Origin of the sequence: Pseudomonas sp. W2Oct36 (assembly GCF_041060465.1) — a bacterium.
In the GTDB taxonomy this organism is placed as follows: domain Bacteria; phylum Pseudomonadota; class Gammaproteobacteria; order Pseudomonadales; family Pseudomonadaceae; genus Aquipseudomonas; species Aquipseudomonas graminis_B.
Genome location: NZ_JAUERW010000007.1, coordinates 210,725 through 233,158, shown reverse-complemented (window position 1 = coordinate 233,158; position 22,434 = coordinate 210,725). Strand labels below are relative to the sequence as shown.

17 protein-coding genes and 1 pseudogene are annotated in these 22,434 nt (G+C 59.3%); 12 read left to right on the top strand and 6 right to left on the bottom strand.

All coding sequences use genetic code 11. From position 1 onward, the window contains the following. A pseudogene (locus QWI18_RS12830) lies at positions 1 to 339 on the top strand (hypothetical protein); the annotation flags it as partial. Here QWI18_RS12830 and QWI18_RS12825 read toward each other — a convergent pair. Further along, entirely contained in the window at positions 336 to 1,829 is a 1,494-nt protein-coding gene (locus QWI18_RS12825; protein WP_369318981.1) for a CoA-acylating methylmalonate-semialdehyde dehydrogenase, read from the bottom strand. The pseudogene QWI18_RS12830 and the gene QWI18_RS12825 sit on opposite strands and share 4 nt — an antisense overlap. Positions 1,830 to 1,896: 67 nt before the next feature. Beyond that, positions 1,897 to 3,243 (bottom strand): aspartate aminotransferase family protein, encoded by a 1,347-nt coding sequence (locus tag QWI18_RS12820; protein ID WP_369318980.1) that lies wholly within the window; start codon positions 3,241 to 3,243, stop codon positions 1,897 to 1,899. Between the two features lie 142 nt (positions 3,244 to 3,385). On the opposite strand from QWI18_RS12820, the gene QWI18_RS12815 reads away from it, so the two are divergent. From QWI18_RS12815 to QWI18_RS12790, 6 genes are all read left to right on the top strand, one after another. Then, positions 3,386 to 4,306: a LysR family transcriptional regulator gene (locus QWI18_RS12815; protein WP_065987527.1), complete on the top strand. Its 921-nt coding sequence runs from the start codon at positions 3,386 to 3,388 to the stop codon at positions 4,304 to 4,306. A 174-nt stretch (positions 4,307 to 4,480) separates the two neighbouring features. Beyond that, a complete protein-coding gene (locus QWI18_RS12810) occupies positions 4,481 to 5,866 on the top strand; it encodes a uracil-xanthine permease family protein (RefSeq protein WP_369318979.1) in 1,386 nt (461 codons plus the stop codon). An 84-nt stretch (positions 5,867 to 5,950) separates the two neighbouring features. Next, positions 5,951 to 6,610 (top strand): TetR/AcrR family transcriptional regulator, encoded by a 660-nt coding sequence (locus tag QWI18_RS12805; protein ID WP_369318978.1) that lies wholly within the window; start codon positions 5,951 to 5,953, stop codon positions 6,608 to 6,610. Between the two features lie 32 nt (positions 6,611 to 6,642). Then, entirely contained in the window at positions 6,643 to 7,230 is a 588-nt protein-coding gene (locus QWI18_RS12800) for a YigZ family protein (protein WP_369318977.1), read from the top strand. A gap of 599 nt (positions 7,231 to 7,829) precedes the next feature. Further along, positions 7,830 to 8,516 carry an SDR family oxidoreductase gene (locus QWI18_RS12795; RefSeq protein ID WP_369318976.1) on the top strand — a complete coding sequence of 229 codons (687 nt, stop codon included), beginning with the start codon at positions 7,830 to 7,832 and terminating at the stop codon, positions 8,514 to 8,516. A 170-nt stretch (positions 8,517 to 8,686) separates the two neighbouring features. After that, on the top strand, positions 8,687 to 10,042 hold the full coding sequence (locus QWI18_RS12790) for an 8-oxoguanine deaminase (RefSeq protein WP_369318975.1): 1,356 nt from the start codon (positions 8,687 to 8,689) through the stop codon (positions 10,040 to 10,042). Between the two features lie 68 nt (positions 10,043 to 10,110). Here QWI18_RS12790 and QWI18_RS12785 read toward each other — a convergent pair whose 3' ends face one another. Further along, positions 10,111 to 11,202: a calcium:proton antiporter gene (locus tag QWI18_RS12785; RefSeq protein WP_192132869.1), complete on the bottom strand. Its 1,092-nt coding sequence runs from the start codon at positions 11,200 to 11,202 to the stop codon at positions 10,111 to 10,113. Between the two features lie 329 nt (positions 11,203 to 11,531). Between QWI18_RS12785 and QWI18_RS12780 the strand changes: the two genes are divergently transcribed. Then, entirely contained in the window at positions 11,532 to 12,485 is a 954-nt protein-coding gene (locus QWI18_RS12780; protein ID WP_065987534.1) for an adenosine deaminase, read from the top strand. A gap of 71 nt (positions 12,486 to 12,556) precedes the next feature. Here the strand turns inward: QWI18_RS12780 and QWI18_RS12775 are convergent, their stop codons facing one another. Together QWI18_RS12775 and QWI18_RS12770 are read right to left on the bottom strand one after the other, a co-directional pair. Continuing rightward, positions 12,557 to 13,249, bottom strand: coding sequence for a helix-turn-helix transcriptional regulator (locus tag QWI18_RS12775; RefSeq protein ID WP_065987535.1), 693 nt, complete (start codon positions 13,247 to 13,249; stop codon positions 12,557 to 12,559). 713 nt (positions 13,250 to 13,962) lie between these two features. Then, the gene (locus QWI18_RS12770; RefSeq protein ID WP_065987536.1) at positions 13,963 to 15,171 is read right to left on the bottom strand and encodes a multidrug effflux MFS transporter; all 1,209 of its coding nucleotides are present in this window, start codon (positions 15,169 to 15,171) and stop codon (positions 13,963 to 13,965) included. Positions 15,172 to 15,397: 226 nt separating this feature from the next. Here QWI18_RS12770 and QWI18_RS12765 point away from each other — a divergent pair, with 226 nt between their 5' ends. Both QWI18_RS12765 and QWI18_RS12760 read left to right on the top strand, forming a co-directional pair. Continuing rightward, positions 15,398 to 15,757: a hypothetical protein gene (locus tag QWI18_RS12765; protein ID WP_192132871.1), complete on the top strand. Its 360-nt coding sequence runs from the start codon at positions 15,398 to 15,400 to the stop codon at positions 15,755 to 15,757. Between the two features lie 83 nt (positions 15,758 to 15,840). Then, positions 15,841 to 16,335, top strand: coding sequence for a GreA/GreB family elongation factor (locus tag QWI18_RS12760; protein ID WP_192132873.1), 495 nt, complete (start codon positions 15,841 to 15,843; stop codon positions 16,333 to 16,335). Between the two features lie 74 nt (positions 16,336 to 16,409). Here QWI18_RS12760 and ettA read toward each other — a convergent pair whose 3' ends face one another. Continuing rightward, the gene (ettA, locus tag QWI18_RS12755) at positions 16,410 to 18,074 is read right to left on the bottom strand and encodes an energy-dependent translational throttle protein EttA (RefSeq protein ID WP_065987538.1); all 1,665 of its coding nucleotides are present in this window, start codon (positions 18,072 to 18,074) and stop codon (positions 16,410 to 16,412) included. A gap of 3 nt (positions 18,075 to 18,077) precedes the next feature. On the opposite strand from ettA, the gene QWI18_RS12750 reads away from it, so the two are divergent. Next, a complete protein-coding gene (locus tag QWI18_RS12750) occupies positions 18,078 to 18,269 on the top strand; it encodes a hypothetical protein (RefSeq protein ID WP_369318974.1) in 192 nt (63 codons plus the stop codon). Positions 18,270 to 18,570: 301 nt separating this feature from the next. Continuing rightward, positions 18,571 to 22,314 (top strand): EAL domain-containing protein, encoded by a 3,744-nt coding sequence (locus QWI18_RS12745; RefSeq protein WP_369318973.1) that lies wholly within the window; start codon positions 18,571 to 18,573, stop codon positions 22,312 to 22,314. The last annotated feature ends 120 nt before the right edge of the window (positions 22,315 to 22,434 follow it).

The following is a 22,434-nucleotide window of genomic DNA, read 5'->3' as shown; positions in this document are numbered from 1 at the left end:
AAGTTTTCAAAGTTTCCTGATCAACTTCAACCACTTGCGCTTCGTTCGACTTGGCGTCTCACGTCAGCGGGAGGCGAATTCTACAGCGTTAAAACCTGCTGTCAACTGCCTTTTTCACCGCTGTCGATTCAAGCATCTGAACCGAAGCATTCCTCGCTGCTTACTTCGTCCAACTCTTTGATTATCAAGGAGTTTTCCGTTTCGTCTGCGCCGGAAGTGGGGCGAATTATAGACAGATCCAGAGGGGCGTCAACCCCTAATTTAATGAAACTGTCATATCAGTCAAAAAATAGCTGCTGGGAGGGCAAGTTTGGCAACTTGCCCTCCCCAAAGCTTTAAAGACTAGGGAATGCGAACTGCGATGCCTCGTGACTGGCGCGCTGCGGCCACCGCTGTGTGATGGCTTTGCGGCGGGTATAGAAACGAACGCCATCCGGGCCATAGGCATGCAAGTCACCAAACAGTGAACGTTTCCATCCACCAAAGCTGTGATAAGCGACAGGCACAGGCAGCGGAACGTTCACCCCAACCATACCCACCTCGATCTGATCGCAGAACAAGCGGGCCGCCTCACCATCGCGGGTGAAAATGCAGGTACCATTGCCGTATTCATGGTCGTTAATCAACTGCATCGCATGTTCAAGACTGTTCACACGCACAATGCACAGCACCGGCCCGAATATCTCTTCTTTATAGATACGCATCTCGGCCGTGACATGGTCGAACAGGCAGCCACCCAGAAAGAATCCATCTTCATGTCCGGGGACCGTGAGCCCACGACCATCTACCACAAGCTTCGCACCTGCACCCACGCCGTCTTCTATATAGCTGCTGACCTTGTCACGATGCTGCCCCGTGACCAAGGGGCCCATATCAAGGCCGTTGGAAGTCCCGGCGCCGATCTTCAATCCATTGATTTGCGGCACTAGCTTGGCAACCAATGCGTCGGCTACCTGGTCACCCACGCACACTGCAACCGAAATCGCCATGCAGCGCTCGCCGCACGAACCATAGGCCGCGCCCATCAAAGCGCTCACGGCGTTATCCAGGTCTGCGTCGGGCATCAGCACGGCGTGGTTCTTCGCGCCGCCCAGTGCTTGAACCCGCTTGCCGCGTGCGGTGGCTTCTTTATAGATGTACTCGGCAATCGGTGTAGACCCCACAAAGCTCAGCGCTTTGACTTCAGGGGCTTCGATCAGCGCATCAACCGCCACCTTGTCGCCGTGCACGACATTGAGTACACCCTTCGGCAATCCGGCCTCATGCAGCAACTCAGCGATCAGCAACGTTGAGCTCGGATCGCGCTCGGACGGTTTGAGGATGAAACAGTTGCCGCAGGCGATCGCCAACGGGTACATCCAAAGCGGAACCATCGCGGGGAAGTTGAACGGGGTGATGCCCGCCACTACGCCAAGCGGCTGAAAGTCAGACCATGCATCAATGTTCGGGCCGACGTTGCGGCTGTACTCGCCCTTGAGGATCTCAGGCGCCGCACTCGCGTATTCGACATTCTCGATACCGCGTTTGAGTTCTCCCGCCGCGTCTTCGAGGGTCTTGCCGTGCTCTTCGCTGATCAGTCGGGCAATACGTGCCTCGTTCTGTTCCAACAGCTGCTTGAAGCGGAACATCACCTGCGCGCGTTTGGCAGGAGGGGTGTTGCGCCATGCAGGGAAGGCCGCTTTGGCCGAGTCGATCGCCTGTTGCACGGTTTCGCGACTGGCGAGTGGCACCGTGCGAATGGCCTGGCCAGTCGACGGGTTGAACACATCGGCGCTGCGGACGTTTTCGCTGATCAGCTCGCCATGTATCAGGTGTTGAATGGTGCTCATGCATAACTCCGGAAAATATCAGCCCGCAGGCGCTACCGAAGTGGCGCCTGTGAGCCTGCAAAGGGGATCAGTCGATTTGATTCAGGGCCTGACCAACTGCGTCAAACATGCGGTCGAGGTCGTCCGGCTTGCTGTTGAAAGTCGGGCCAAATTGCAGGGTGTCACCGCCGAAGCGCACGTAGAAACCGGCCTTCCACAGCTTCATCGCGGTCTCGAAGGGACGCACAATGGCATCGCCGTCGCGCGGTGCAATCTGAATAGCGCCTGCAAGCCCATAGTTACGGATGTCGACGACGTTTTCGCTGCCCTTGAGGCCGTGCAACGAGTTTTCGAAATGGGGGGCGGTTTCGGCTACTTGCTGCACCAGGCTCTCGCGCTGAATGATCTCCAGGGCGGCAAGCCCGGCAGCGCAGGCAACCGGATGAGCTGAATAGGTATAGCCATGGGGAAACTCCACGGCGTACTCGGGCGTCGGCTGGTTCATGAATGTCTGGTAGATCTCGGTGCTCGCAATGACTGCTCCCATGGGGATCGCACCGTTGGTGATCTGCTTGGCGATACACATCAAGTCCGGCGTCACGCCGAAGCTGTCGGCGCCGAACATCGAACCGGTGCGCCCGAAGCCAGTAATCACCTCATCGAAAATCAGCAGAATATTGTGCTGATCACAGATTTCACGCAGACGCTTGAGATACCCCTGCGGCGGGACAATCACGCCCGCAGAGCCCGCCATGGGCTCAACGATCACCGCTGCAATGTTCGAAGCGTCGTGCAGCTCGATCAGCTTGAGCATCTCATCCGCCAGCGCAATGCCGCCCTGCTCCGGCATGCCACGTGAATAGGCGTTGCTGGCAAGCAGTGTATGGGGCAGATGGTCGACGTCCATCAATTGCCCGAACATCTTGCGGTTGCCGTTGACGCCACCCAGGCTGGTGCCCGCGATGTTCACGCCGTGATAGCCACGGGCACGGCCGATCATCTTGGTTTTGGTCGCCTGACCTTTCAAGCGCCAGTAAGCGCGCACCATCTTGACGGCAGTGTCAGCGCACTCCGATCCGGAGTCGGTATAGAAGACGTGATTCAACTTGCCGGGTGTCAGATCGGTGATCTTTTCAGCCAGCTGGAAGGACAGCGGGTGTCCGAATTGGAATCCCGGCGAGTAGTCCAGCGTACCTAGCTGCCGGGAAACCGCTTCCTGAATCTCCTTGCGGGTGTGCCCTGCCCCACAGGTCCACAGCCCCGACAGACCGTCATAAATTTTGCGGCCTTTGTCGTCCGTGAGATAGCTCCCCTCGGCGGCGACGATCAGACGTGGATCGCGATGGAAGTTTCGGTTCGCCGTGTAGGGCATCCAGTGGGCGTCAAGTTTGAGTTGGCTCGCCAGAGACATGTCGGACGATTCGGGCATATTCATCGGAATTAACCTCACTGGTCGTGGGGGCCTGACTTCCCCATTGAAGTGCGGGCAGGTGCAAGCCGGTTGCAGCTAAAGTGTCACGGGCATAAAGTCTGGAAAACCCTGCTTTTACGATCCTCAGTTCATCGGCCACTAAACTATGAGCACCCGCCGCAACGACCCGCTGGCGCAAGTCAGCGATTTTGACATCCGTCTGCTGCGCATCTTTCGCAGCGTAGTAGAGTCCGGCGGCTTCTCGGCAGCGGAAAGCGCGCTGGGTATTGGTCGATCTGCCATCAGTCAGCAGATGAGTGATCTCGAACAGCGCCTGGGATTACGCCTTTGCCAACGAGGCCGTGCCGGGTTTTCCCTGACGGAGGAAGGCCGAGAGGTCTATCAGTCATCACTGCAGCTATTGAGCGCACTTGAGAGTTTTCGTACGGAGGTGAACGGTCTTCACCGGCATCTGCGCGGCGAATTGAACATCGGGCTGACGGACAATCTGGTCACACTCCCCCACATGCGCATCACCCACGCGCTTTCCCAGCTGAAAGAACGTGGCCCGGACGTGCACATCAATATCCGCATGATCGCGCCCAACGAAGTCGAGCAAGGGGTGCTCGACGGCAGCTTGCATGTTGGCGTCGTACCCCAGGCCAGCGCCTTGTCAGGCCTGGAATATCAGCCGCTGTATAGCGAACGTTCGCTGCTGTATTGCGCGGTCGGGCATCCCTTGTTTTACGTAGACGATGCGCTGCTTGACGACGATCGACTGTCCGCACAGGAAACCATTGCGCCGACGTTTCGTCTGCCGAGTGAAATCCAGGCCCACTATCAGGCGCTGAAGTGCACCGCGAGCGCGTCGGATCGGGAAGGCATGGCGTTTCTGATTCTGACCGGGCGTTACATCGGTTATCTGCCCGACCACTACGCCAGCCTTTGGGTGCAACAAGGTCGGCTGCGTGCGCTGAAGCCCAAAGCGCGGTTTTACGACCTCAGCCTTGTGACCGTCACACGCAAAGGCCGCCGCCCCCATTTGGTGCTGGAAAGTTTTCTGGAGAGTCTGGCTGCCACACGATGAAGCCGGCTCAGTACGTTGGCGCCTCAATAACACGCAGTCAACCGGCTGCCATATTCGTCCAGCCCTTGATACACGGGCATGTACAGCGAATCGGTGAACAGGTAACTGATCAATTGGACAGGTTTTTGCAGTAACGCTGGATGTCGAAGCCCCACACAAACATCGAGAGCCAGCATGCAGCCTGAAGCGCCAGACAATAACGACCTCATCTATGGCCTCAACGACCGGCCGCACCCCGGACCCGCGGTCCTGGCTGCAATCCAGCATGTCCTCGCCGCATTCGTGGGCATTATCACGCCGCCACTGATTATCGGATCGGCGCTCGGGCTTGGTGCCTACATGCCGTATCTGATCAGCATGGCGCTGATGGTCTCGGGGGTGGGCACGTTCATTCAGGCGCGCCGACCGTTCGGTATCGGCGCCGGCATGATTTGCCTGCAAGGCACCAGCTTCGCATTTCTCGGTGCGGTGCTGTCGGCAGGTTTCATGGTCAAGCAGCGCGGTGGCAGCCCGGAAGACATCATGGCCATGGTGTTCGGGGTATGTTTCTTCGGCGCCGTCGTGCAGATTGTGCTGAGCCGTTTCATCGGCCAATTGCGTCGGGTGATCACACCGCTGGTCACCGGTATCGTCATCACGCTGATCGGCGTCAGCTTGATCAAGGTCGGCGTAACGGATTTGGGAGGCGGCTTCAACGCTCCGGACTTCGGCGAGCCGGTGAATCTGGCCCTTGGCGTTTTTGTGCTGGCAGTGATCGTCGTGCTCAACCGTTCAAGCGCGCCCTGGTTGCGGCTGTCGGCCATTATTATCGGGCTCGCGGTCGGCAGCATTGCAGCGTGGTTCAGCGGCAAGCTCGTACCTCACTCCATCGCCGATGTTGCGCTGGTCAGCATTCCCGTGCCTTTTCGGTTCGGATTCAGCTTCGACTGGGCCGCGTTCCTACCGGTGGCGCTTATTTATCTGATCAGCAGTATAGAAACCGTCGGCGACCTCACCGCCAACTGCATGCTCTCCCGCGAACCCATCAAGGGCCAAAGCTACATTGCCCGACTGAAGGGCGGTGTATTGGGCGACGGTGTCAGTTGCATGATCGCAGCGACTTTCAGTGCCTTCCCGAATACGACCTTTGCGCAGAATAACGGGGTGATTCAGCTCACCGGCGTGGCCAGCCGCTATGTCGGCCTCTATATAGGAGCGATCCTTTTTCTGCTTGGACTGTTTCCGGTGATCGGTGCGATTCTTCAGCAGATTCCGAAACCAGTGCTTGGCGGCGCAACATTGGTGATGTTCGGCAGCGTCGCGGCGGCGGGCGTGCGGATCCTTGCTCAAGCGCCGCTGGATCGCCGCAGCATGTTGATCATCGCCACCTCGTTCGGTATAGGGCTGGGTATCGCGGCGCAGCCGACGCTGCTGCATCATTTGCCGCAATGGGTGCAGAGTCTGTTCGACTCGGCAATCACCAGCGGCGGTCTGACGGCCATCGTGATGTGCCTGTTACTTCCGGAGGCCAAGACCTCGAGCGAAGCCAACAACCAGGCAACGGAATCCTTTGAGCACTGATTTACAAGGTCACGCTTGTCGGATGATCGCGGGTGCGCTATGTGTTCACCGCGTCGCACCCAAATGATCCGTCTGGAACCGCACATGACCCTCGAAGTCCCCGCTCACAGCCCCAGCGCCAACAAACCGGCCAGCCGCATTCGGCAGAAGAACGAAGAAGCGATCCTCAAGGCTGCCGAGGACGAGTTCGCTCGGCATGGCTTCAAGGGCACCAGCATGAACACCATCGCGCAGAATGCCGGTTTGCCCAAAGCCAACTTGCACTATTACTTCACCAACAAGCTGGGTCTGTATATCGCGGTGCTGAGCAACATCATCGAGTTGTGGGACAGTACCTTTAACAACTTGAGCGCAGACGACGATCCGGCACAGGCGCTGACGCACTACATACGCGCCAAGATGGAGTTCTCACGACGCCAGCCACAGGCTTCGCGCATATTCGCGATGGAGATCATCAGTGGCGGCGAGTGCCTGAGCCAGTATTTCAGCCAGGACTACCGCGAATGGTTCCAAAGGCGTGCCGCCGTTTTCCAGGCCTGGATCGACGACGGAAAGATGGATCCGGTCGATCCGGTGCATCTGATTTTCCTGCTGTGGGGCAGCACTCAGCATTACGCTGACTTCGCCACGCAGATTTGCCAGGTCACCGGCCGTTCGAAGCTGACCAGGCAAGACATGGAGGCCGCTGGGGATAACTTGATCCGCATTATCCTCAAAGGCTGCGGACTCACGCCTGCTTTATAACCCTGAAAACCCAAGCGCAGTCTGGAACTACAATGCCTTTTACGCTCACCGGCCCCTGCGAGTTTCGCGAAGAGATTCGCAAGAGCCGATTCATTACCCTCGCCGCCCCCATCGACACGGCTGCCGATGCTCAAGCGTTCATCGAGGAGCACAGTGATCTCGACGCCACGCACAATTGCTGGGGCTGGAAGCTGGGCGCGCAGTACCGCAGCAACGACGATGGAGAACCGGGCGGCACGGCTGGGCGGCCGATACTCGCGGCCATTGATGCTCAGGATTTCGATCAGGTCGTAGTGCTGGTCATCCGCTGGTACGGCGGGATTCAACTGGGCACCGGCGGGCTCGCGAGGGCCTACGGTGGAGGCGCCAATAAATGCCTGCAGCAGGCTGATCGGGTGCCGTTGATCAACCGAGTGTCGTTGCAATTCGATTGCAGCTTCAGTGAACTGGTGCTGATAAAGCTGCGAGTGGCTGAACTCAACGGGCTTGTGGAGGATGAGCGCTTCAACGCAAACGGCGTCACGCTCTCAATCGCCCTGGGGCCCGAGCAGATCGAAACCCTTCAACGCCAGTTGTCCGACATCAGTCGCGGGCGGATTGTCTTGCAGCCGCCGCAGTAATCGATCCGCAGACATATCGACGCCCTCCCGGCTAAAGCCGTCCTACAAGGAAACGCGACGGCTGTAATCGCCAGTGGCATTTGCCCACATCTACTGTGCATCCGGCTGTGGACAAGCTGAGCACATATCGCCGTAGGCCACGACCCATAAGGCTTTGCGCAGCTTGATCACTTTTTAGCCAAAACAGTGCCCTGTGAGTAAAACCTGTCGTAAAACAGGATGTTAACGCCAGTTATGCCGATGCAACCCCCCGATTCGAGCGGACTGTATCGCTACTCCACAGTTGCTCACATTACCTGTGGAGCAAACTGTGGATAACCCGTGCAAGCCTTCGCCGACGGCCGGGTACAGCACGCATTGGCGGAATTGGATATTTTTTATACAGACATACCGCCAGCAGGCACGAGCGTGCGCCATCCTGCCCCCTGAGCTTCCTGTGGGAAACGTCCACTCACATATGTCGCGAGCCTCTGTCATCCTCTGGCGCTAACGTGTGCGCCTCGCGGCAACACGGCGCTTCAAGAAACAAAATTCCCGTCGCGCCGTGCTGTCCATGGATTGAGCTAAATTTTTTGTTTGCCTGTAAAGGAGTCATTTCAATGTCCACCCCTAAAACAGCCCTGATCATCGGAGCGTCACGCGGCCTCGGCCTCGGACTGGTGAAACGTCTGACGGAACTGGGCTGGGAAGTCACTGCCACCGTCCGCGACGCGCAAAAGGCCGACGAGATCAAGGCACTGCCGAATGTTCAGTTGCAGACACTGGACATCGACGAGCCGTCTTCCCTCGAAGTGCTGACTCATAACCTCAAGGGCCAGACGTATGACCTGCTGTTCGTCAACGCCGGCGTGATGGGCCCGATGCATCCCAACCCCACCGACGCCACTGCCGGCGAACTGGGTCAGCTGTTTCTCACCAACGCCGTCGCGCCCATCCGCCTCGCCAAACGCTTCGTCGACCAGATCCGTCCCGAGACCGGCGTGATTGCGTTCATGAGCTCGGTGCTCGGCAGCGTCACCATGCCGGACGCGCCAGAGATGGCGCTGTACAAAGCAAGCAAAGCCGCGCTGAACTCAATGACCCACACGTTCGTGACGCAATTGGCCGATAGCAAGCCCACCGTGGTATCGATGCACCCGGGCTGGGTCCGTACGGCGATGGGTGGCGAAGGCGCAGATATCGACGTCGAGACCAGCGTGCGTGGGATTGTCGAGCAGCTTGAGCGGTTTGCAGGGAAAGGCGGTCATCACTTCGTGAACTATAAGGGTGAGACGATTCCCTGGTGATTGCGATGCAAGTCGCGGCAGCATGAGCTGACGTGACTTGCCCGCGCCCGCCACACCATTCTAGAATCCGCCCTCGCCTCGCAGCACGTTCGATGCTGCGGCGACCCTGGATCAGCAGACAGGGCAACACTGAGCTGGCGACCTGAACCCACTTTCAGAGGAGCCGGCCAATGCCCGCGATCCGTACCTGGTTGAAAAACCCCCTCGCCGTTTTCACGGCCAATGAACTCGATGCTCGCGGCGGCCTGGTGGTCGAAGGCGGGGTTATCGTGGAGATGCTCCCGCTCGGGCAACAGCCTGCACAGCCTTGCGATCACGTATTCGATGCACGGGAGCATGTGCTGCTGCCCGGCCTGATCAACACTCACCACCACTTTTATCAAACGCTGACTCGCGCCTGGGGCCCGGTGGTCAATCAGCCGTTATTCCCCTGGCTGAAAACCCTGTACCCGGTGTGGGCGCGATTAACGCCGGAAAAGCTCGCACTGGCCAGCAAGGTCGCCCTGACCGAGTTGCTGCTGTCGGGCTGCACCACCGCCGCCGACCACCATTATTTGTTTCCGCAGGGTTTGGAAGCCGCCATCGATGTCCAGGTAGAAAGCGTCCGCGAACTGGGGATGCGCGCGATGCTGACGCGGGGTTCGATGACCCTGGGCGAGGCAGACGGAGGCCTGCCACCCCAACAAACCGTCCAGCAGGGCCAGGTGATTCTCGATGACAGCGTACGGTTGATCGAGACCTACCACGAGCGGGATGACGGCGCGCAAGTCCAGATTGCGTTAGCACCGTGTTCGCCGTTTTCCGTGACAACCGAGATCATGGCTGAAAGCGCGGCGCTGGCGGAGAAGCACGACGTGCGCCTGCACACGCATCTGGCCGAAACCCTGGATGAGGAGGATTTCTGCCTGCAGCGCTTCGGCCTGCGCACAGTGGATTACCTGGACAGCGTCGGGTGGCTTGGCCCTCGTACCTGGCTGGCGCACGGGATTCACTTCAACAGTGAAGAGATCACGCGCCTTGGCCAGGCGGGCACCGGGGTCTGTCATTGCCCGAGTTCGAACATGCGCCTTGCGTCAGGCATCTGCCCCACGCTGGACCTGCTTGCGGCGGGCGCGACAATCGGTCTGGGCGTCGATGGATCTGCGTCAAACGACGCCTCGAACATGATGCTTGAGGCCAAGCAGGCGCTTTACCTGCAGCGCTTGCGTTACGGGGCGGAAAAGATCACGCCGGAACTGGCATTGCGCTGGGCGACCAAGGGCTCGGCGCAATTGTTGGGCCGGCAGGACATTGGCGAGTTGGCCGTGGGCAAACAGGCTGATCTGGCGCTGTTCAAGCTGGACGAGTTGCGCTTCTCTGGCAGCCACGATCCGCTCTCGGCGTTGTTGCTGTGCGGGGCCGATCGCGCAGATCGGGTGATGATCGGCGGCAAATGGCGAGTGATTGATGGTCAGGTAGAAGGGCTGGATCTGAAGGGATTGGTCGCAGACCATCGGCAGGCCGCTGCGGAATTGATCAGGGGGTGATGCGCTGCTGCAGCGGTGGGGAAGTGAAACTGCTAACTCCCCACTGCTGCCTTCAAGCCGAAACCGGTCTACAGCCCCATCAAAGACAGCATGATGAAGGTGGCAAACAGCACAAAATGCGTCATGCCTTCGATGGCGTTGGTTTCGCCGTCGTTGAGGTTGATGGCGCAGACCAGCAAGGTGACGAAGATCATCACTGTCTGCACCGGCGTCATCGCCATCTGGAACGCCTGACCGCTGTAGAGCGCCATGCCTTCCATCACCGGAACGGTCAGGATCACCGTCGACAGCGAGGCCCCCAGCGCAATGTTGACCACTGACTGCATGCGGTTGGCCAGCGCGGCTCGCAAGGCGGTCAGGATTTCCGGCGCTGCCGAGATCGCCGCCACCAGAATCGCCGTCATGACAGGCGGCGCGCCGCTGCCTTCCAGACCCAGATCGACGGTTTTCGACATGACCTCGGCCAACGCGCCAATCACCACCACGCCGAAAACCAGCGTGGCGATCGAACGCGTCAGGTTGACTGGCTCGTGCGCTTCTTCGGCCTCACCCTTGCGGCGCTTCTTGTCCGGGTAGTTGTAGCTGAAGAAGTAACTGTGCGGCCCAACCTGCATACGCAGGAACAGCGCATAAAGCAGAATCATTGCGCCGATGGTGAAGGCCGAGTAAAGCTTCCACTTCCCTTCGGGAATGAATTCCGGCACCACCATCGACACCGCCATGGCCGTCAGAATCATCACGCTGTAAGACCGCGCGGAGTCATCGTTGTAAGACTGTTCGCCGTGCTTGAGCCCGCCCATCAACGCGGCCAGACCCAGAATCCCGTTGATGTCGAGCATTACGGCCGAGTAGATGGTGTCCCGCACCAGCGTGGGTGAAGGTTCGTTACTCATCATGATCGCCAGAATCACGACCTCAACCAGCACCGCCGACAAGGTCAGGATCATCGTACCGTAGGGATCACCGACCTTTTCCGCCAGCAACTCGGCATGGTGAGCCACGCGCAGCGAGGCGCATATGATGAAGCCCACCAGGGCGATGCCCGCGATCAGCGCGATGGTGTGCCCATTGCTGAGCAACTGATGTTCGTAGAAGTACGCGAAAAAGGTCGCAATGACCGCCAGTAGAAGAAACTTTTCCTGCTTTAGAATCGTGCCCATCGCTGCCTTTTAGCCCCTTGCGACCCTGGCCGCACATCCATGAAGTGAAGTTTACTGAAGCGCTTGAGAGTGTGGATGTAAACAAAGGTTTCAAGACAGGTTAGCAGCGGGTCGCGACACATCGTCGCGCCGCCCCATCAAATTGTCTTCAATCTGACGGTGTTCAGGACCGGCAGTCGCCTATAAACCCCGGCAAATGCGACGTATCGTTGCCTGAACCGTTGGTGATGCAAGCCAAAGTACCGTGTGAACCGTCCGGTCAGGTTTTATTCAGCCCACGCGCCTGACTCTGTAGAATGCCCGCCATTGCACCTTAAGAGACAACGCCCATGTACGACTGGTTGAACGCCCTGCCCAAGGCAGAACTGCACCTGCATCTGGAGGGCTCGCTGGAGCCGGAACTGTTGTTCGCTCTGGCTGAGCGCAACAAGATCGCCCTGCCCTGGGCAGACGTCGAAACCCTGCGCAAGGCCTATGCCTTCAATAATCTGCAGGAGTTTCTCGACCTGTATTACCGCGGCGCCGACGTGCTGCGCACCGAGCAGGATTTCTACGACCTGACCTGGGCCTACCTGGAGCGCTGCAAGGCGCAGAACGTCATTCACACCGAACCGTTCTTCGATCCTCAGACCCACACCGATCGCGGCATTCCCTTTGAAGTCGTGCTTAACGGCATTGCCGGCGCCTTGAAAGACGGCAAGGAAAAACTCGGCATCGGCAGTGGCCTGATCCTCAGCTTCCTGCGCCATTTGAGCGAAGACGAAGCGCAGAAAACCCTCGATATGGCCCTGCCCTATCGCGATACCTTCGTCGCCGTCGGCCTGGACAGCTCGGAAATGGGCCATCCGCCGAGCAAGTTCAAGCGCGTCTTTGATCGCGCTCGCGGTGAAGGCTTCCTGACTGTTGCCCACGCCGGTGAAGAAGGTCCGCCGGAGTACATCTGGGAAGCACTGGATTTGCTGAAGATCCAGCGTATCGATCACGGCGTGCGCGCCATCGAAGACGAGCGCCTGATGCAGCGCATCATCGATGAGCAAATCCCCCTGACGGTCTGCCCGTTGTCCAACACCAAGCTCTGCGTTTTCGATCACATGGGTCAGCACAACATTCTGGACATGCTCGAGCGCGGCGTGAAAGTGACCGTCAACTCCGATGATCCGGCGTACTTCGGGGGCTACGTGACCGAGAACTTCCACGCGCTGCACACCCATCTGGGCATGACCCAGGATCAGGCCAAGCGCCTGGCGCAAAACAGCCTCGACGCCCGCCTGATCAAGCCCTGATCAGTCACCTCCTTTGATGAGCAAAAGCGTGTGGACGTTCTGCGCCACACGCCGCGCTTCCTCCGAGGGCGTCACGCCGCCGAAGCGATCTTGCTGATTTCTCGCTGCCCATTGGAAGAGACCTGCAACGTAGAGGCCTCTTCCGTCGTCCGCAGCCAACCCAGCTGCATGAACAACTGCAACAGCCCTGCCCCCAAGGCGCCGCCCAGGTGCGGCCTGCTTTCATGGCAGTCAACACAGGCACACACGGCTTCGCGTCGTCTGTGGGCCAGCGCGGGAATAAAAATCCCCCGTTCGGCAAAGCGGGAAATACCGACACTGGTGACTTCGAGACGGTGCTCGGATTGTTCGATCCAGCCCGCTCCCAGCATCCTCAAATACAGCTCGGCCCCCATTTCGCCACCCAGGTGATCCGCGCAGACACTGGCGCGACAAAGCGGCAGTGGTGGCAACGGTTGCGCCATGCTGCGGCTGATCAGATCCGCGCTGACCATTGATGCACTGACCAGCGCCTGGACGGCGGTGCGGACTTCCGGGGCAGCGAGCCTGAAGTAGCGCTTGCGGGCACGCACTTCGTGGCGCAGCAATCCCCCGGCGGCAAGGCGCGCCAGATGCGCACCGGCGGAGGAAGTGGAAAGACCCACCAGCGAAGCTACTTCATTGGCCGCCCGCGATGTTCCGTCCATTAATGCCCACACGATCGCACTGCGTTTGGGGTCGGCGAGCAACGCAGCGATCTGGCTGATGCAAGGTACATATTCCATGTCTTCACTCCCTGTTGAACATTATCTAAGCGGACCGGCGCCGGTGCGCAGGTCGAGGCGTGCATTGGCGCGGGATCACGGGCGTAATCAGTCGAAAGCGCCGGGCCGCTGCTGTGGTGGACCATCATCGGTGTTTAAGGCGAAAACGAACCTTGATTTAAATCACCTCATACGAACTCTGATCGCTTGAACTTGCAGGCCATACAGACAGCTGCGCCATCGCAATACAGTTAGAAAAATGAGAATTAAATCGGATCCATGACGGCGCTTAGTATAAGACCTGCAGCCGATCGGCGGATCAACTTGTCCATGGGCTTGCCCTTTGTTTGTGGGCCGTTTTGGCGAATGTTCAGCATAATCCGGCATATCATTTTATGGACAGACTCAGCTGGATAGCCGCCCTCCCCCCTTAAAGGTCGGGCATTTGCGGGAATGACGGCAGTTCGCGAATTTAGCGCCAGGGCGATTGCCTACAACGGAAACTCCTGAGCCCTTCAAGAAAATAATCTGCTGACGGGGGATGTCAGAAGTGAACTTCTCTGGATAAATCACGCGACTCCGTTAAGAGTTTTGATTCCCTGTAAGAAGTTTCCAATTCGAAAGTAGTAAACAACCTCATGTAACCCACTCTTTTTCAACAGGCTGAACATGCTTGTACAGGCACACATTAAACCCGGTGAAAATCGGCAACGCGTTAACGTTGCCGACGTCGGTTAAATACGCACATCCGTGTGGGGAGTCTGCGCGTCTCGCTTCTGCTGCGACCGGCGAGTGATCATGGCAAGCGTCACAGCCAGCACACCACACAAGGTAATGACGGTCGCCATCGGCACGGCTGTTCCGTCATGCAGTACGCCAACCAGTGCCGCAGCGCCCGCTGCGACACTGAATTGCAAACACCCCAACAAGGCCGACGCGCTGCCCGCGCGTTTGCCCTGCCCGCTCATCGCGCACGCTGAAGCGTTAGGGATGATGCAGCCCAGGCTGGCGATATAGATGAACAGCGGGATCAGCAGCGGCCACAGCTTTTCGGTGTGCAGGGAGGCGATGGTCAACAGCACGAGAGCGGCAGCGAGATAGATCCAGACAGTCCGCGACAGCAACCACGCCGGACCATAGCGGCCAACGAGTCGGGCGTTCACCTGGGCGATGAGGATGAAGCCGGCAGCGTTGATGCCGAACAACCAGCCGTAGTGTTCCGCCGGGACGCCGTAGAGCTTGATGAAAACGAAAGGCGAGCCAGCAATGTAGGAGAACATCCCGGCCATCGCGATGCCGCCGGTGAGCGCGTGGCCCAGAAAGATCCGGTCGCCCAGCAGGTTCCAGTAAGAACCCAGCGCGCCCGAGAGCGGCAGTCGCGGGTGGCCGGCCGGCATGCTTTCCGGCAAGCCCCTGAATACCGCCACTGCGGTGAGTGCGCTGAATCCCGTCAAGGTCAGGAAGATGGCCTGCCAACCCACGACGTTGACCAACAACCCGCCCAGCATGGGGGCCAGAATCGGCGCCAGGCCCATGACCAGCATCAATTGCGAGAACACCTTGGCCGAGTCGACGGGTGAGCATTTGTCGCTGACGATCGCCCGCGACAGCACCATGCCGGCACATCCGCCCAACGCTTGTACGAAGCGGGCAGCAATCAGCCACTCCAGTGAAGGCGCCAGGGCGCACGCCAGGGATGCGAGGGTGAACAAGCCGACGCCAAACAACAGCGGGATCCGACGGCCGAAACGATCGGCGATCGGGCCATAGGCAAGCTGGCCGATGCTCAGGCCGAGGAAATAAGAGGCCAGGGTCAGCTGAACGTGTTTCTCGTCGGTGCCGAACGCCAACGCGATGGCGGGGAAACCTGGCAGGTAAAAGTCGATGGCCAACGGGCCAAAAGCGCTGAGTGCGCCGAGGATCAGAATCGTTCTGAGGTTCATCAATCTTCCTAAACGGTTTTGCGCAGCGCGACAGTTTAACAACCTTGAATCTGCACGGCCCGCTCAGAGGAAAATTACCGGACGTTTTTCAAGCTATCGTCGCCAAGCAAAGAAGGCGGAACTTAATGCGCGTGACCGGGCATCGGTTAATGGATTTCCTACAGCGTTTTTACCAATAACTCACAGAAGCGCTTCTAAACTTCTCTCAAGCAGTGAGGAAATCAAAATGAATGCGCGATGGGCTGTGCTGTGGTGCGTTGTAGTCATCGCCGGATGTCAGTCTACCCACGACCAGTTAGTGGCCGAAGGTTACCCACCGGCATTCGCTGACGGTTTTCAGGATGGCTGCGGGAGCGGGCGGCAATCCATCGATCTCATGAAAGGGCAATTCAAAAAGGACGTGCCGCGCTATTTGCGTGACACGCTGTATGCGCAAGGCTGGTCGGACGGATTCCGCCAGTGCCAGGCGCAACTTGCCAACAGCAATGTCCAGGATCAGGGCCGCGACAGCATCTGGAATGACCGGGACCGCGATTGGGACCGTCAGCGAACTCAGGACGCCGCCAAAGCCTACCGCTCTCATTGAAAGCCTGCCGCGGCGGACAGCGCGTGAAACTATCGGGGACTCACTATGGCCCAATGTGATCAAGCCATGAACAGGAGCCCGCCATGAGTCGCGCCTTCGTCAACGAAGACAACGCCGCCGCGCAAATCGACCCGCCGGTTGAACGGCAGATCAGCGCCCAGATCAACTACGTCACCCAGCGCGGCTTTGATCAATTGCACGTTCAGGTTGAGCAGCTGCAAGCGCAATACAGCGAACAGAACGCCCAAGGTGATGACGCCGACAAACAGCGCATGGCCGAAATCGAACGCGACCTGCGTTATTTCAACCAGCGCCTGCAGAGCGCCCAAGTGGTCAGCAGCGCGTCAGAGGACAAGGTTCAGATTGGCAGTTGGGTGACCTTTGCCGACGAGGACAGTGTCGAGCAGCGCGTGCAACTGGTCGGAGAGGATCAGGCCGATGCTGGCAGTCAGTTGATCAATTGGGCGTCGCCGCTGGGCAAGGCGTTGCTCGGCGCCAGTGTCGGTGACGAAGTCACTTGGCAGCGGCCGGTTGGCGATGCAGTCATCGAGGTCATGCGGATTGAGGCCGGCGACTGACTCAATTGACCGGCAATAGGCCAGACAAAAAAACGGAGCCCGAAGGCTCCGTTTTTTTATGACACCAACCCGAATCAGGCCAGTTTTTTGTGACGCACGCGGTGCGGCTGAGCGGCTGCGTCGCCGAGGCGTTTCTTGCGATCGGCTTCGTACTCGGTGTAGTTGCCTTCGAAGAACACAGCTTGCGAGTCATCTTCGTACGCGAGGATGTGAGTTGCAACGCGGTCAAGGAACCACCGATCGTGAGAGATCACAATGGCAGCACCCGGGAAGTCCAGCAGGGCTTCTTCGAGGGAACGCAGGGTTTCAACGTCGAGGTCGTTTGACGGTTCGTCGAGGAGCAGGACGTTGCCGCCCTCCTTCAACGTCAGCGCCAGGTGCAGACGACCGCGCTCACCGCCAGACAGGTCCTTCACGAACTTCTGCTGATCACCGCCTTTGAAGTTGAAACGGCCGACATAGGTGCGCGACGGGATTTCGTAGTTGCCGATCTTGATCTGATCGGAGCCGTCGGAAATCTGCGCGAACACGGTTTTGCTGCCGTCCAGGTCGTCGCGGCTTTGATCGACGCATGCCAGCTGCACGGTTTCGCCGACTTCGATGGAGCCGGAATCCGGTTGCTCCTTGCCCATCAGCATGCGGAACAGCGTTGACTTACCGGCACCGTTACCGCCGATCACGCCAACGATGGCGCCTTTAGGCATGGAGAACGACAGGTTGTCGATCAGCACGCGATCGCCATAGCCCTTGGTGACGTTCTTGAACTCGATGACCTTGTCGCCCAGGCGCGGACCAGCCGGGATGTAGATCTCGTTGGTTTCGCTGCGCTTCTGGAATTCCTGGGACTGCAGCTCTTCGAAGCGCTGCAGGCGGGCCTTGGATTTCGACTGGCGCGCCTTGGCACCTTTACGGACCCACTCAAGTTCTTCTTTCATGGCCTTTTCATGGGCCGACTGCTGCTTCGATTCGGCCGCCAGACGATCGGACTTGGCTTCAAGCCAGCCGGAGTAGTTGCCTTCGTACGGAATGCCCGCACCGCGGTCGAGTTCCAGAATCCAGCCAGCGACGTTGTCGAGGAAGTACCGGTCGTGGGTGATCGCCACGACGGTGCCCGGGAAATCGTGCAGGAAATGCTCGAGCCAGGCGACAGAATCGGCGTCCAGGTGGTTGGTCGGTTCGTCGAGCAGCAGCATGTCCGGAGCGGACAGCAGCAGGCGGCACAGCGCGACGCGACGTTTCTCACCACCAGAGAGGTGTTCGACCTTGGCATCCCAGGCTGGCAGACGCAGCGCATCGGCGGCGACTTCCAGCTGGCGCTCCAGGTTGTGGCCGTCGCTGGCTTGCAGGATGGACTCCAGCTTGGCCTGCTCGGCCGCCAGCTTGTCGAAATCAGCGTCCGGCTCCGCGTAAGCGGCATAGACTTCGTCCAGACGCGCTTGAGCGTCCTTGATAACGCTGACCGCTTCCTCGACCACTTCACGTACGGTCTTGGTCGGGTCGAGCTGCGGCTCTTGGGGCAGATAGCCGATGTTCAGCTCGGGCATCGGGCGCGCTTCACCATCAAACTCGGTGTCGACACCGGCCATGATTTTCAGCAGCGTGGATTTACCCGAACCGTTGAGGCCGAGGACGCCGATCTTGGCGCCGGGGAAAAACGAGAGGGAGATGTTTTTCAGGATTTCCCGCTTCGGCGGAACAACTTTGCTCAGCCGATGCATGGTAAAGACGTATTGAGCCATGGAATGAAAACCTGGAATGAGACGGTGAATAAAGGAGCGAGCTTGGTGCTGCGTCGCAAAAAATGCGTTTATCTTCGCGCCGCAGCTTGCCGTAGCGCGAATCCGGGCCTTGAATTGATCAGGCCGAAGCGGCGCGGCGGGGACAAACTTCCGAGCACCGGTATTAAAGCTGGAGCAATGCTTGCAGTCTTTTGAAGCATGCAAGCACACCGTGCAGAAACCGGCGCGTCGCGCGTGGCGCAAAGCTACCCGAATGCACGCAGCAGGGCAAACCGTCCGGCCCAATAGCGCTGGCACTTTGCCACAGCTCGGTGGCATGCTAGCCGCCTTTTGCGCACCGGGCTTATAGTGCGTATCGCACATGCTGATTCAGTCCAGTAGTCAGGATCACAGTTTGTTCAAACCGACACCCATCTCACCCCTGCGCCCATCCGATAGCGCAACGAATGTGCCTTTCAGAGGCGTACTCAGAGGTGCGCTCGCGGTCCTGGTCCTGATGATGTTGATGCTGTTGTTATGGCAGATGATCGAGCAGTTCCAGCAGTCTCAGGAGCGTCAGCACAAGCGCAGCATCGATTACAGCGTGCAGCTCGCCGACCGGTTGGGGCTGAACATGGCCCTCAACGCGCAGGTGGCACTGAACGTGCTCGACGAGGCGCACGACGCTTCGCAATCTGCAGACGAATCAGTGTCAGTGCTGGCCAGTCTGCGTCAGTCCATGCCGGCGCTGAAAAGCCTGGTCTGGCTCGACAGCGACGGGAATGTCGCTGTTGACAGCGACGGCGATACCCGTGACGTCGGCTTTTTGACCCAGATGCATTCGGTCGTCCAGGGTCACCCATACTTTTATGCCAACGACTCGAGCGCCTCGACGCTCTACCTGTTCATCCGTCAGCCGGGCACCGGCACCGGCAATGAGCGCTACTGGGCGCTACGGCTCAAGCCCGACATGCTGAAATCCCTGTCCCACCAAAGCGACCTGGATTTCCAGCCCGCTTGGCGGCTGGAAGATATCAGCAGTCACCGCCCCCTTTACAAAAGCCTGCCTGACGCCGATGAGTCCGCTGACAGTGAGCTGCAGACCGTCCTTTTGCAGCCGCTGACCCACAGCGACTGGCAACTGCGTGGCCTGTTCGACCCGCAGAAAGCTCGCCAGACCCTTCTGCTCCCGCTGATCGGCAAATGCCTGCTCGCCCTGCTCTGTTCAATCATCCCGTTGTTCGCGTTGCGCAGCCTGCGCCGCCGCCAACTCCAGTTGCATCAAAGCCGTCGCCGCTACAAAGACATTTTTGAAGGCTCTGGCGTCGCGCTCTGTGTGCTGGACCTCTCAGGTCTGCCGGCCTGTCTGAAGCATCTGCACGTGAACAGTGGCGAAGACCTGAACGCGCGCCTGACCCGCCAGCCTGAGCAAATCAGCGATCTGCTTCAGCAGTTGCGCATCACCGAAGTCAATCAGGTCGCCGCTCAACTGTTGCACGCAGAGTCGGCCCAGCATGTCTGGCAACAGCTCATCGAAGGTTGCCCCCGCCTCAAAAACGGCATCGGTCTGCAGATCCTTCAGGCCGTCCTCGACGGGCAACGTCAACTGGAGCTGGAAATCCTGCTACCCGGCGCTCAGGGCAGTGACCAGCATCTCTGGCTGGTCATGCGTTTGCCCGAGCAGCCCGAAGACTTCAACGCCGTCATCCTCAGCATCAGTGATTTTACTAACCGCAAGCAGGCCGAGTTGTCGCTGCAGGAGCGGGAGCGGTTCTGGTCGGATGTGGTGCGAACCGTTCCCGACCATTTGTACGTACAGGATGTGGTCACGCGCAGAATGATCTACAGCAACCACCACTTGGGCCAGACGCTGGGTTACAGCCGGCCCGAGCTGGAGGAGATGGGCGAATACTTCTGGGAGCTCTTGCTGCACCCGGATGATCTCAGCGCCTACGAGCAGTTACGCAGGACCCATGGCGAGCCTTGCAGCGGCGAGACGATTCATCGTCAGCTGCGCTTTCGTGACCGGCATGACGGCTGGCGCTTGCTCGACATCCGCGAACAGGCGCTGGCGGCGGATGACGACGGTCAGGTGCGGCGCATTGTGGGCGTCGCCAAAGACATCACCGAGCAAGTGGAGGCCAGTCAGTCCCTGCGCGAGAGCGAACAGCGTTACCGCATGCTGGCGGAGAGCATCAGCGACGTCATCTTCTCCACCGACCCATTATTGCGGGCCAACTACATCAGCCCTTCTGTCCACACCGTGCTGGGTTACACCGCCGAGTGGATCCTGCAGAACGGCTGGAAAGCGATCATCGCCAACCCTCAGCAGCTCAGCGGCTTCAATGGGCTGCTGCAGCGGATCAGTAAGGCGTTGAAAAAGCCCGAGACCCTGGCAGACCTGCGCAGCGAGGTCACCACTCAATTGTTCCTGTTCGATTGCATGCGCGCTGATGGTCGCAAGATTCCCGTGGAACTGCGTCTGGTTCTGGTGTGGGATGAATCCGGGACCTTCGAAGGCGTTCTCGGTGTGGGACGTGATGTCAGTCAGCAGCGGCGCGCTGAAAAAGACCTGCGGATGGCAGCCACGGTATTCGAGCACTCGACCTCGGCGATTCTGATCACCGACCCTGCGGGCTACATCGTGCAGGCCAACGACGCCTTCACCCGGGTCAGTGGCTACGCCGTGTCGCAAGTGCTGGATCAGATGCCGATGATGCTGACCGTCGAGAACCAGCACGCAGCGCACTTGGGCTACATCCTCAAACAGCTGAGCCAGCGCGGTAGCTGGGAGGGTGAGCTGTGGCTCAAACGGCGCGACGGCGAGCACTACCCGGCGTGGGTCGGAATTACTGCGGTGCTCGACGATGAAGGCGATCTGGCCAGCTACGTGTGCTTCTTCAGCGACATCAGCGAGCGCAAGGCCAGCGAGCAGCGTATTCATCGGCTGGCTTATTACGACGCACTGACCCATCTGCCCAACCGCACGCTGTTTCAGGATCGCCTGCACAGCGCGTTGCTGCACGCCGAACGTCAGCAAACGTGGGTGGTGTTGATGTTCCTCGACCTCGATCGCTTCAAGCCGATCAACGATTCGTTGGGCCATGCTGCCGGCGACCGGATGCTCAAGGAAATGGCTTTGCGCCTGCTCGGATGCGTCGACGAGGACGACACCGTAGCGCGCATGGGCGGCGATGAATTCACACTGCTGCTGCAACCTCGCCCCACTCAACAGGCCGCGCTGAACCGTGCGATTCATGTGGCCGAACAGATTCTTGCCAGTCTGGTGAAACCCTTCGTGCTGGAAGGGCGCGAGTTTTTCGTCACGGCCAGTATCGGCGTCGCGCTCAGCCCTCAGGACGGTAACGAACTGAGTCAGCTGATGAAGAACGCCGACACGGCGATGTACCACGCCAAGGAACGCGGCAAGAACAACTTTCAGTTTTACCAAGCCGACATGAACGCCAGTGCCCTTGAGCGTCTGGAGCTGGAGAGCGACCTGCGCCATGCCCTGGAGCAGGGCGAGTTCACGCTGTATTACCAGCCGCAGTTCAGTGGCGACGGCAAGCGTCTGACCGGCGCCGAAGCGCTGCTGCGCTGGCGTCACCCGCGCCGCGGTTTGGTACCGCCAGTGGAATTCATCCCGGTGCTCGAAGAGCTCGGGCTGGTGGTCGAAGTCGGCGAGTGGGTGCTCAAGGAGGCCTGCCGCCAGTTGCGCGAGTGGCACCTGGCGCGGGTTCGCGTGCCCAAGGTGTCGGTGAACATTTCCGCACGGCAGTTTTCGGACGGTCAGCTGGGTACGCGCATTGCCGGCATCCTTCAGGAAATCGGTCTGCCGCCCGCCTGCCTCGAGCTGGAACTGACCGAGAGCATCCTGATGCGTGAGGTGAGCGAAGCCATGCAAATTCTGGCCGGGCTCAAGCGACTGGGCCTGAGCATTGCAGTCGATGACTTCGGCACCGGCTACTCGTCGCTGAATTACCTCAAGCAGTTCCCCATCGACGTGCTGAAGATCGACCGCACTTTCGTCGATGGCCTGCCGTCCGGCGAACAGGACGCGCAAATCGCCCGGGCGATCATCGCCATGGCCCACAGCCTCAATCTGTCAGTGATCGCCGAAGGCGTGGAAACCCACGAGCAGCTGGAGTTTTTGCGCGAACACGGCTGCGACGAAGTGCAGGGCTATCTGTTCGGGCGTCCCATGCCGGCGACGCGGTTCGAGGCGCAGTTCAGCAACGATGCGCTGTTCATGCTGGATTGAAGGAGCACCGGTCCTGTAGGAGCGTGGCTTGTCCCGCGATCGGCGGGGCACCCGTCGTCACCCCGGCAAATTCGGTGTCTCAGCTCCAACGAGGGTCACGGATCCAGTGCCGGTTCCCGG

Excerpts from the sequence above, each read along its gene's own strand:
- QWI18_RS12825 (WP_369318981.1), bottom strand. The coding sequence starts at position 1,829 with ATGAGCACCATTCAACACCTGATACATGGCGAGCTGATCAGCGAAAAC.
- QWI18_RS12820 (WP_369318980.1), bottom strand. The coding sequence starts at position 3,243 with ATGAATATGCCCGAATCGTCCGACATGTCTCTGGCGAGCCAACTCAAA.
- QWI18_RS12815 (WP_065987527.1), top strand. The coding sequence starts at position 3,386 with ATGAGCACCCGCCGCAACGACCCGCTGGCGCAAGTCAGCGATTTTGAC.
- QWI18_RS12810 (WP_369318979.1), top strand. The coding sequence starts at position 4,481 with ATGCAGCCTGAAGCGCCAGACAATAACGACCTCATCTATGGCCTCAAC.
- QWI18_RS12805 (WP_369318978.1), top strand. The coding sequence starts at position 5,951 with ATGACCCTCGAAGTCCCCGCTCACAGCCCCAGCGCCAACAAACCGGCC.
- QWI18_RS12800 (WP_369318977.1), top strand. The coding sequence starts at position 6,643 with ATGCCTTTTACGCTCACCGGCCCCTGCGAGTTTCGCGAAGAGATTCGC.
- QWI18_RS12795 (WP_369318976.1), top strand. The coding sequence starts at position 7,830 with ATGTCCACCCCTAAAACAGCCCTGATCATCGGAGCGTCACGCGGCCTC.
- QWI18_RS12790 (WP_369318975.1), top strand. The coding sequence starts at position 8,687 with ATGCCCGCGATCCGTACCTGGTTGAAAAACCCCCTCGCCGTTTTCACG.
- QWI18_RS12785 (WP_192132869.1), bottom strand. The coding sequence starts at position 11,202 with ATGGGCACGATTCTAAAGCAGGAAAAGTTTCTTCTACTGGCGGTCATT.
- QWI18_RS12780 (WP_065987534.1), top strand. The coding sequence starts at position 11,532 with ATGTACGACTGGTTGAACGCCCTGCCCAAGGCAGAACTGCACCTGCAT.
- QWI18_RS12775 (WP_065987535.1), bottom strand. The coding sequence starts at position 13,249 with ATGGAATATGTACCTTGCATCAGCCAGATCGCTGCGTTGCTCGCCGAC.
- QWI18_RS12770 (WP_065987536.1), bottom strand. The coding sequence starts at position 15,171 with ATGAACCTCAGAACGATTCTGATCCTCGGCGCACTCAGCGCTTTTGGC.
- QWI18_RS12765 (WP_192132871.1), top strand. The coding sequence starts at position 15,398 with ATGAATGCGCGATGGGCTGTGCTGTGGTGCGTTGTAGTCATCGCCGGA.
- QWI18_RS12760 (WP_192132873.1), top strand. The coding sequence starts at position 15,841 with ATGAGTCGCGCCTTCGTCAACGAAGACAACGCCGCCGCGCAAATCGAC.
- ettA (WP_065987538.1), bottom strand. The coding sequence starts at position 18,074 with ATGGCTCAATACGTCTTTACCATGCATCGGCTGAGCAAAGTTGTTCCG.
- QWI18_RS12750 (WP_369318974.1), top strand. The coding sequence starts at position 18,078 with ATGAAAACCTGGAATGAGACGGTGAATAAAGGAGCGAGCTTGGTGCTG.
- QWI18_RS12745 (WP_369318973.1), top strand. The coding sequence starts at position 18,571 with ATGATGTTGATGCTGTTGTTATGGCAGATGATCGAGCAGTTCCAGCAG.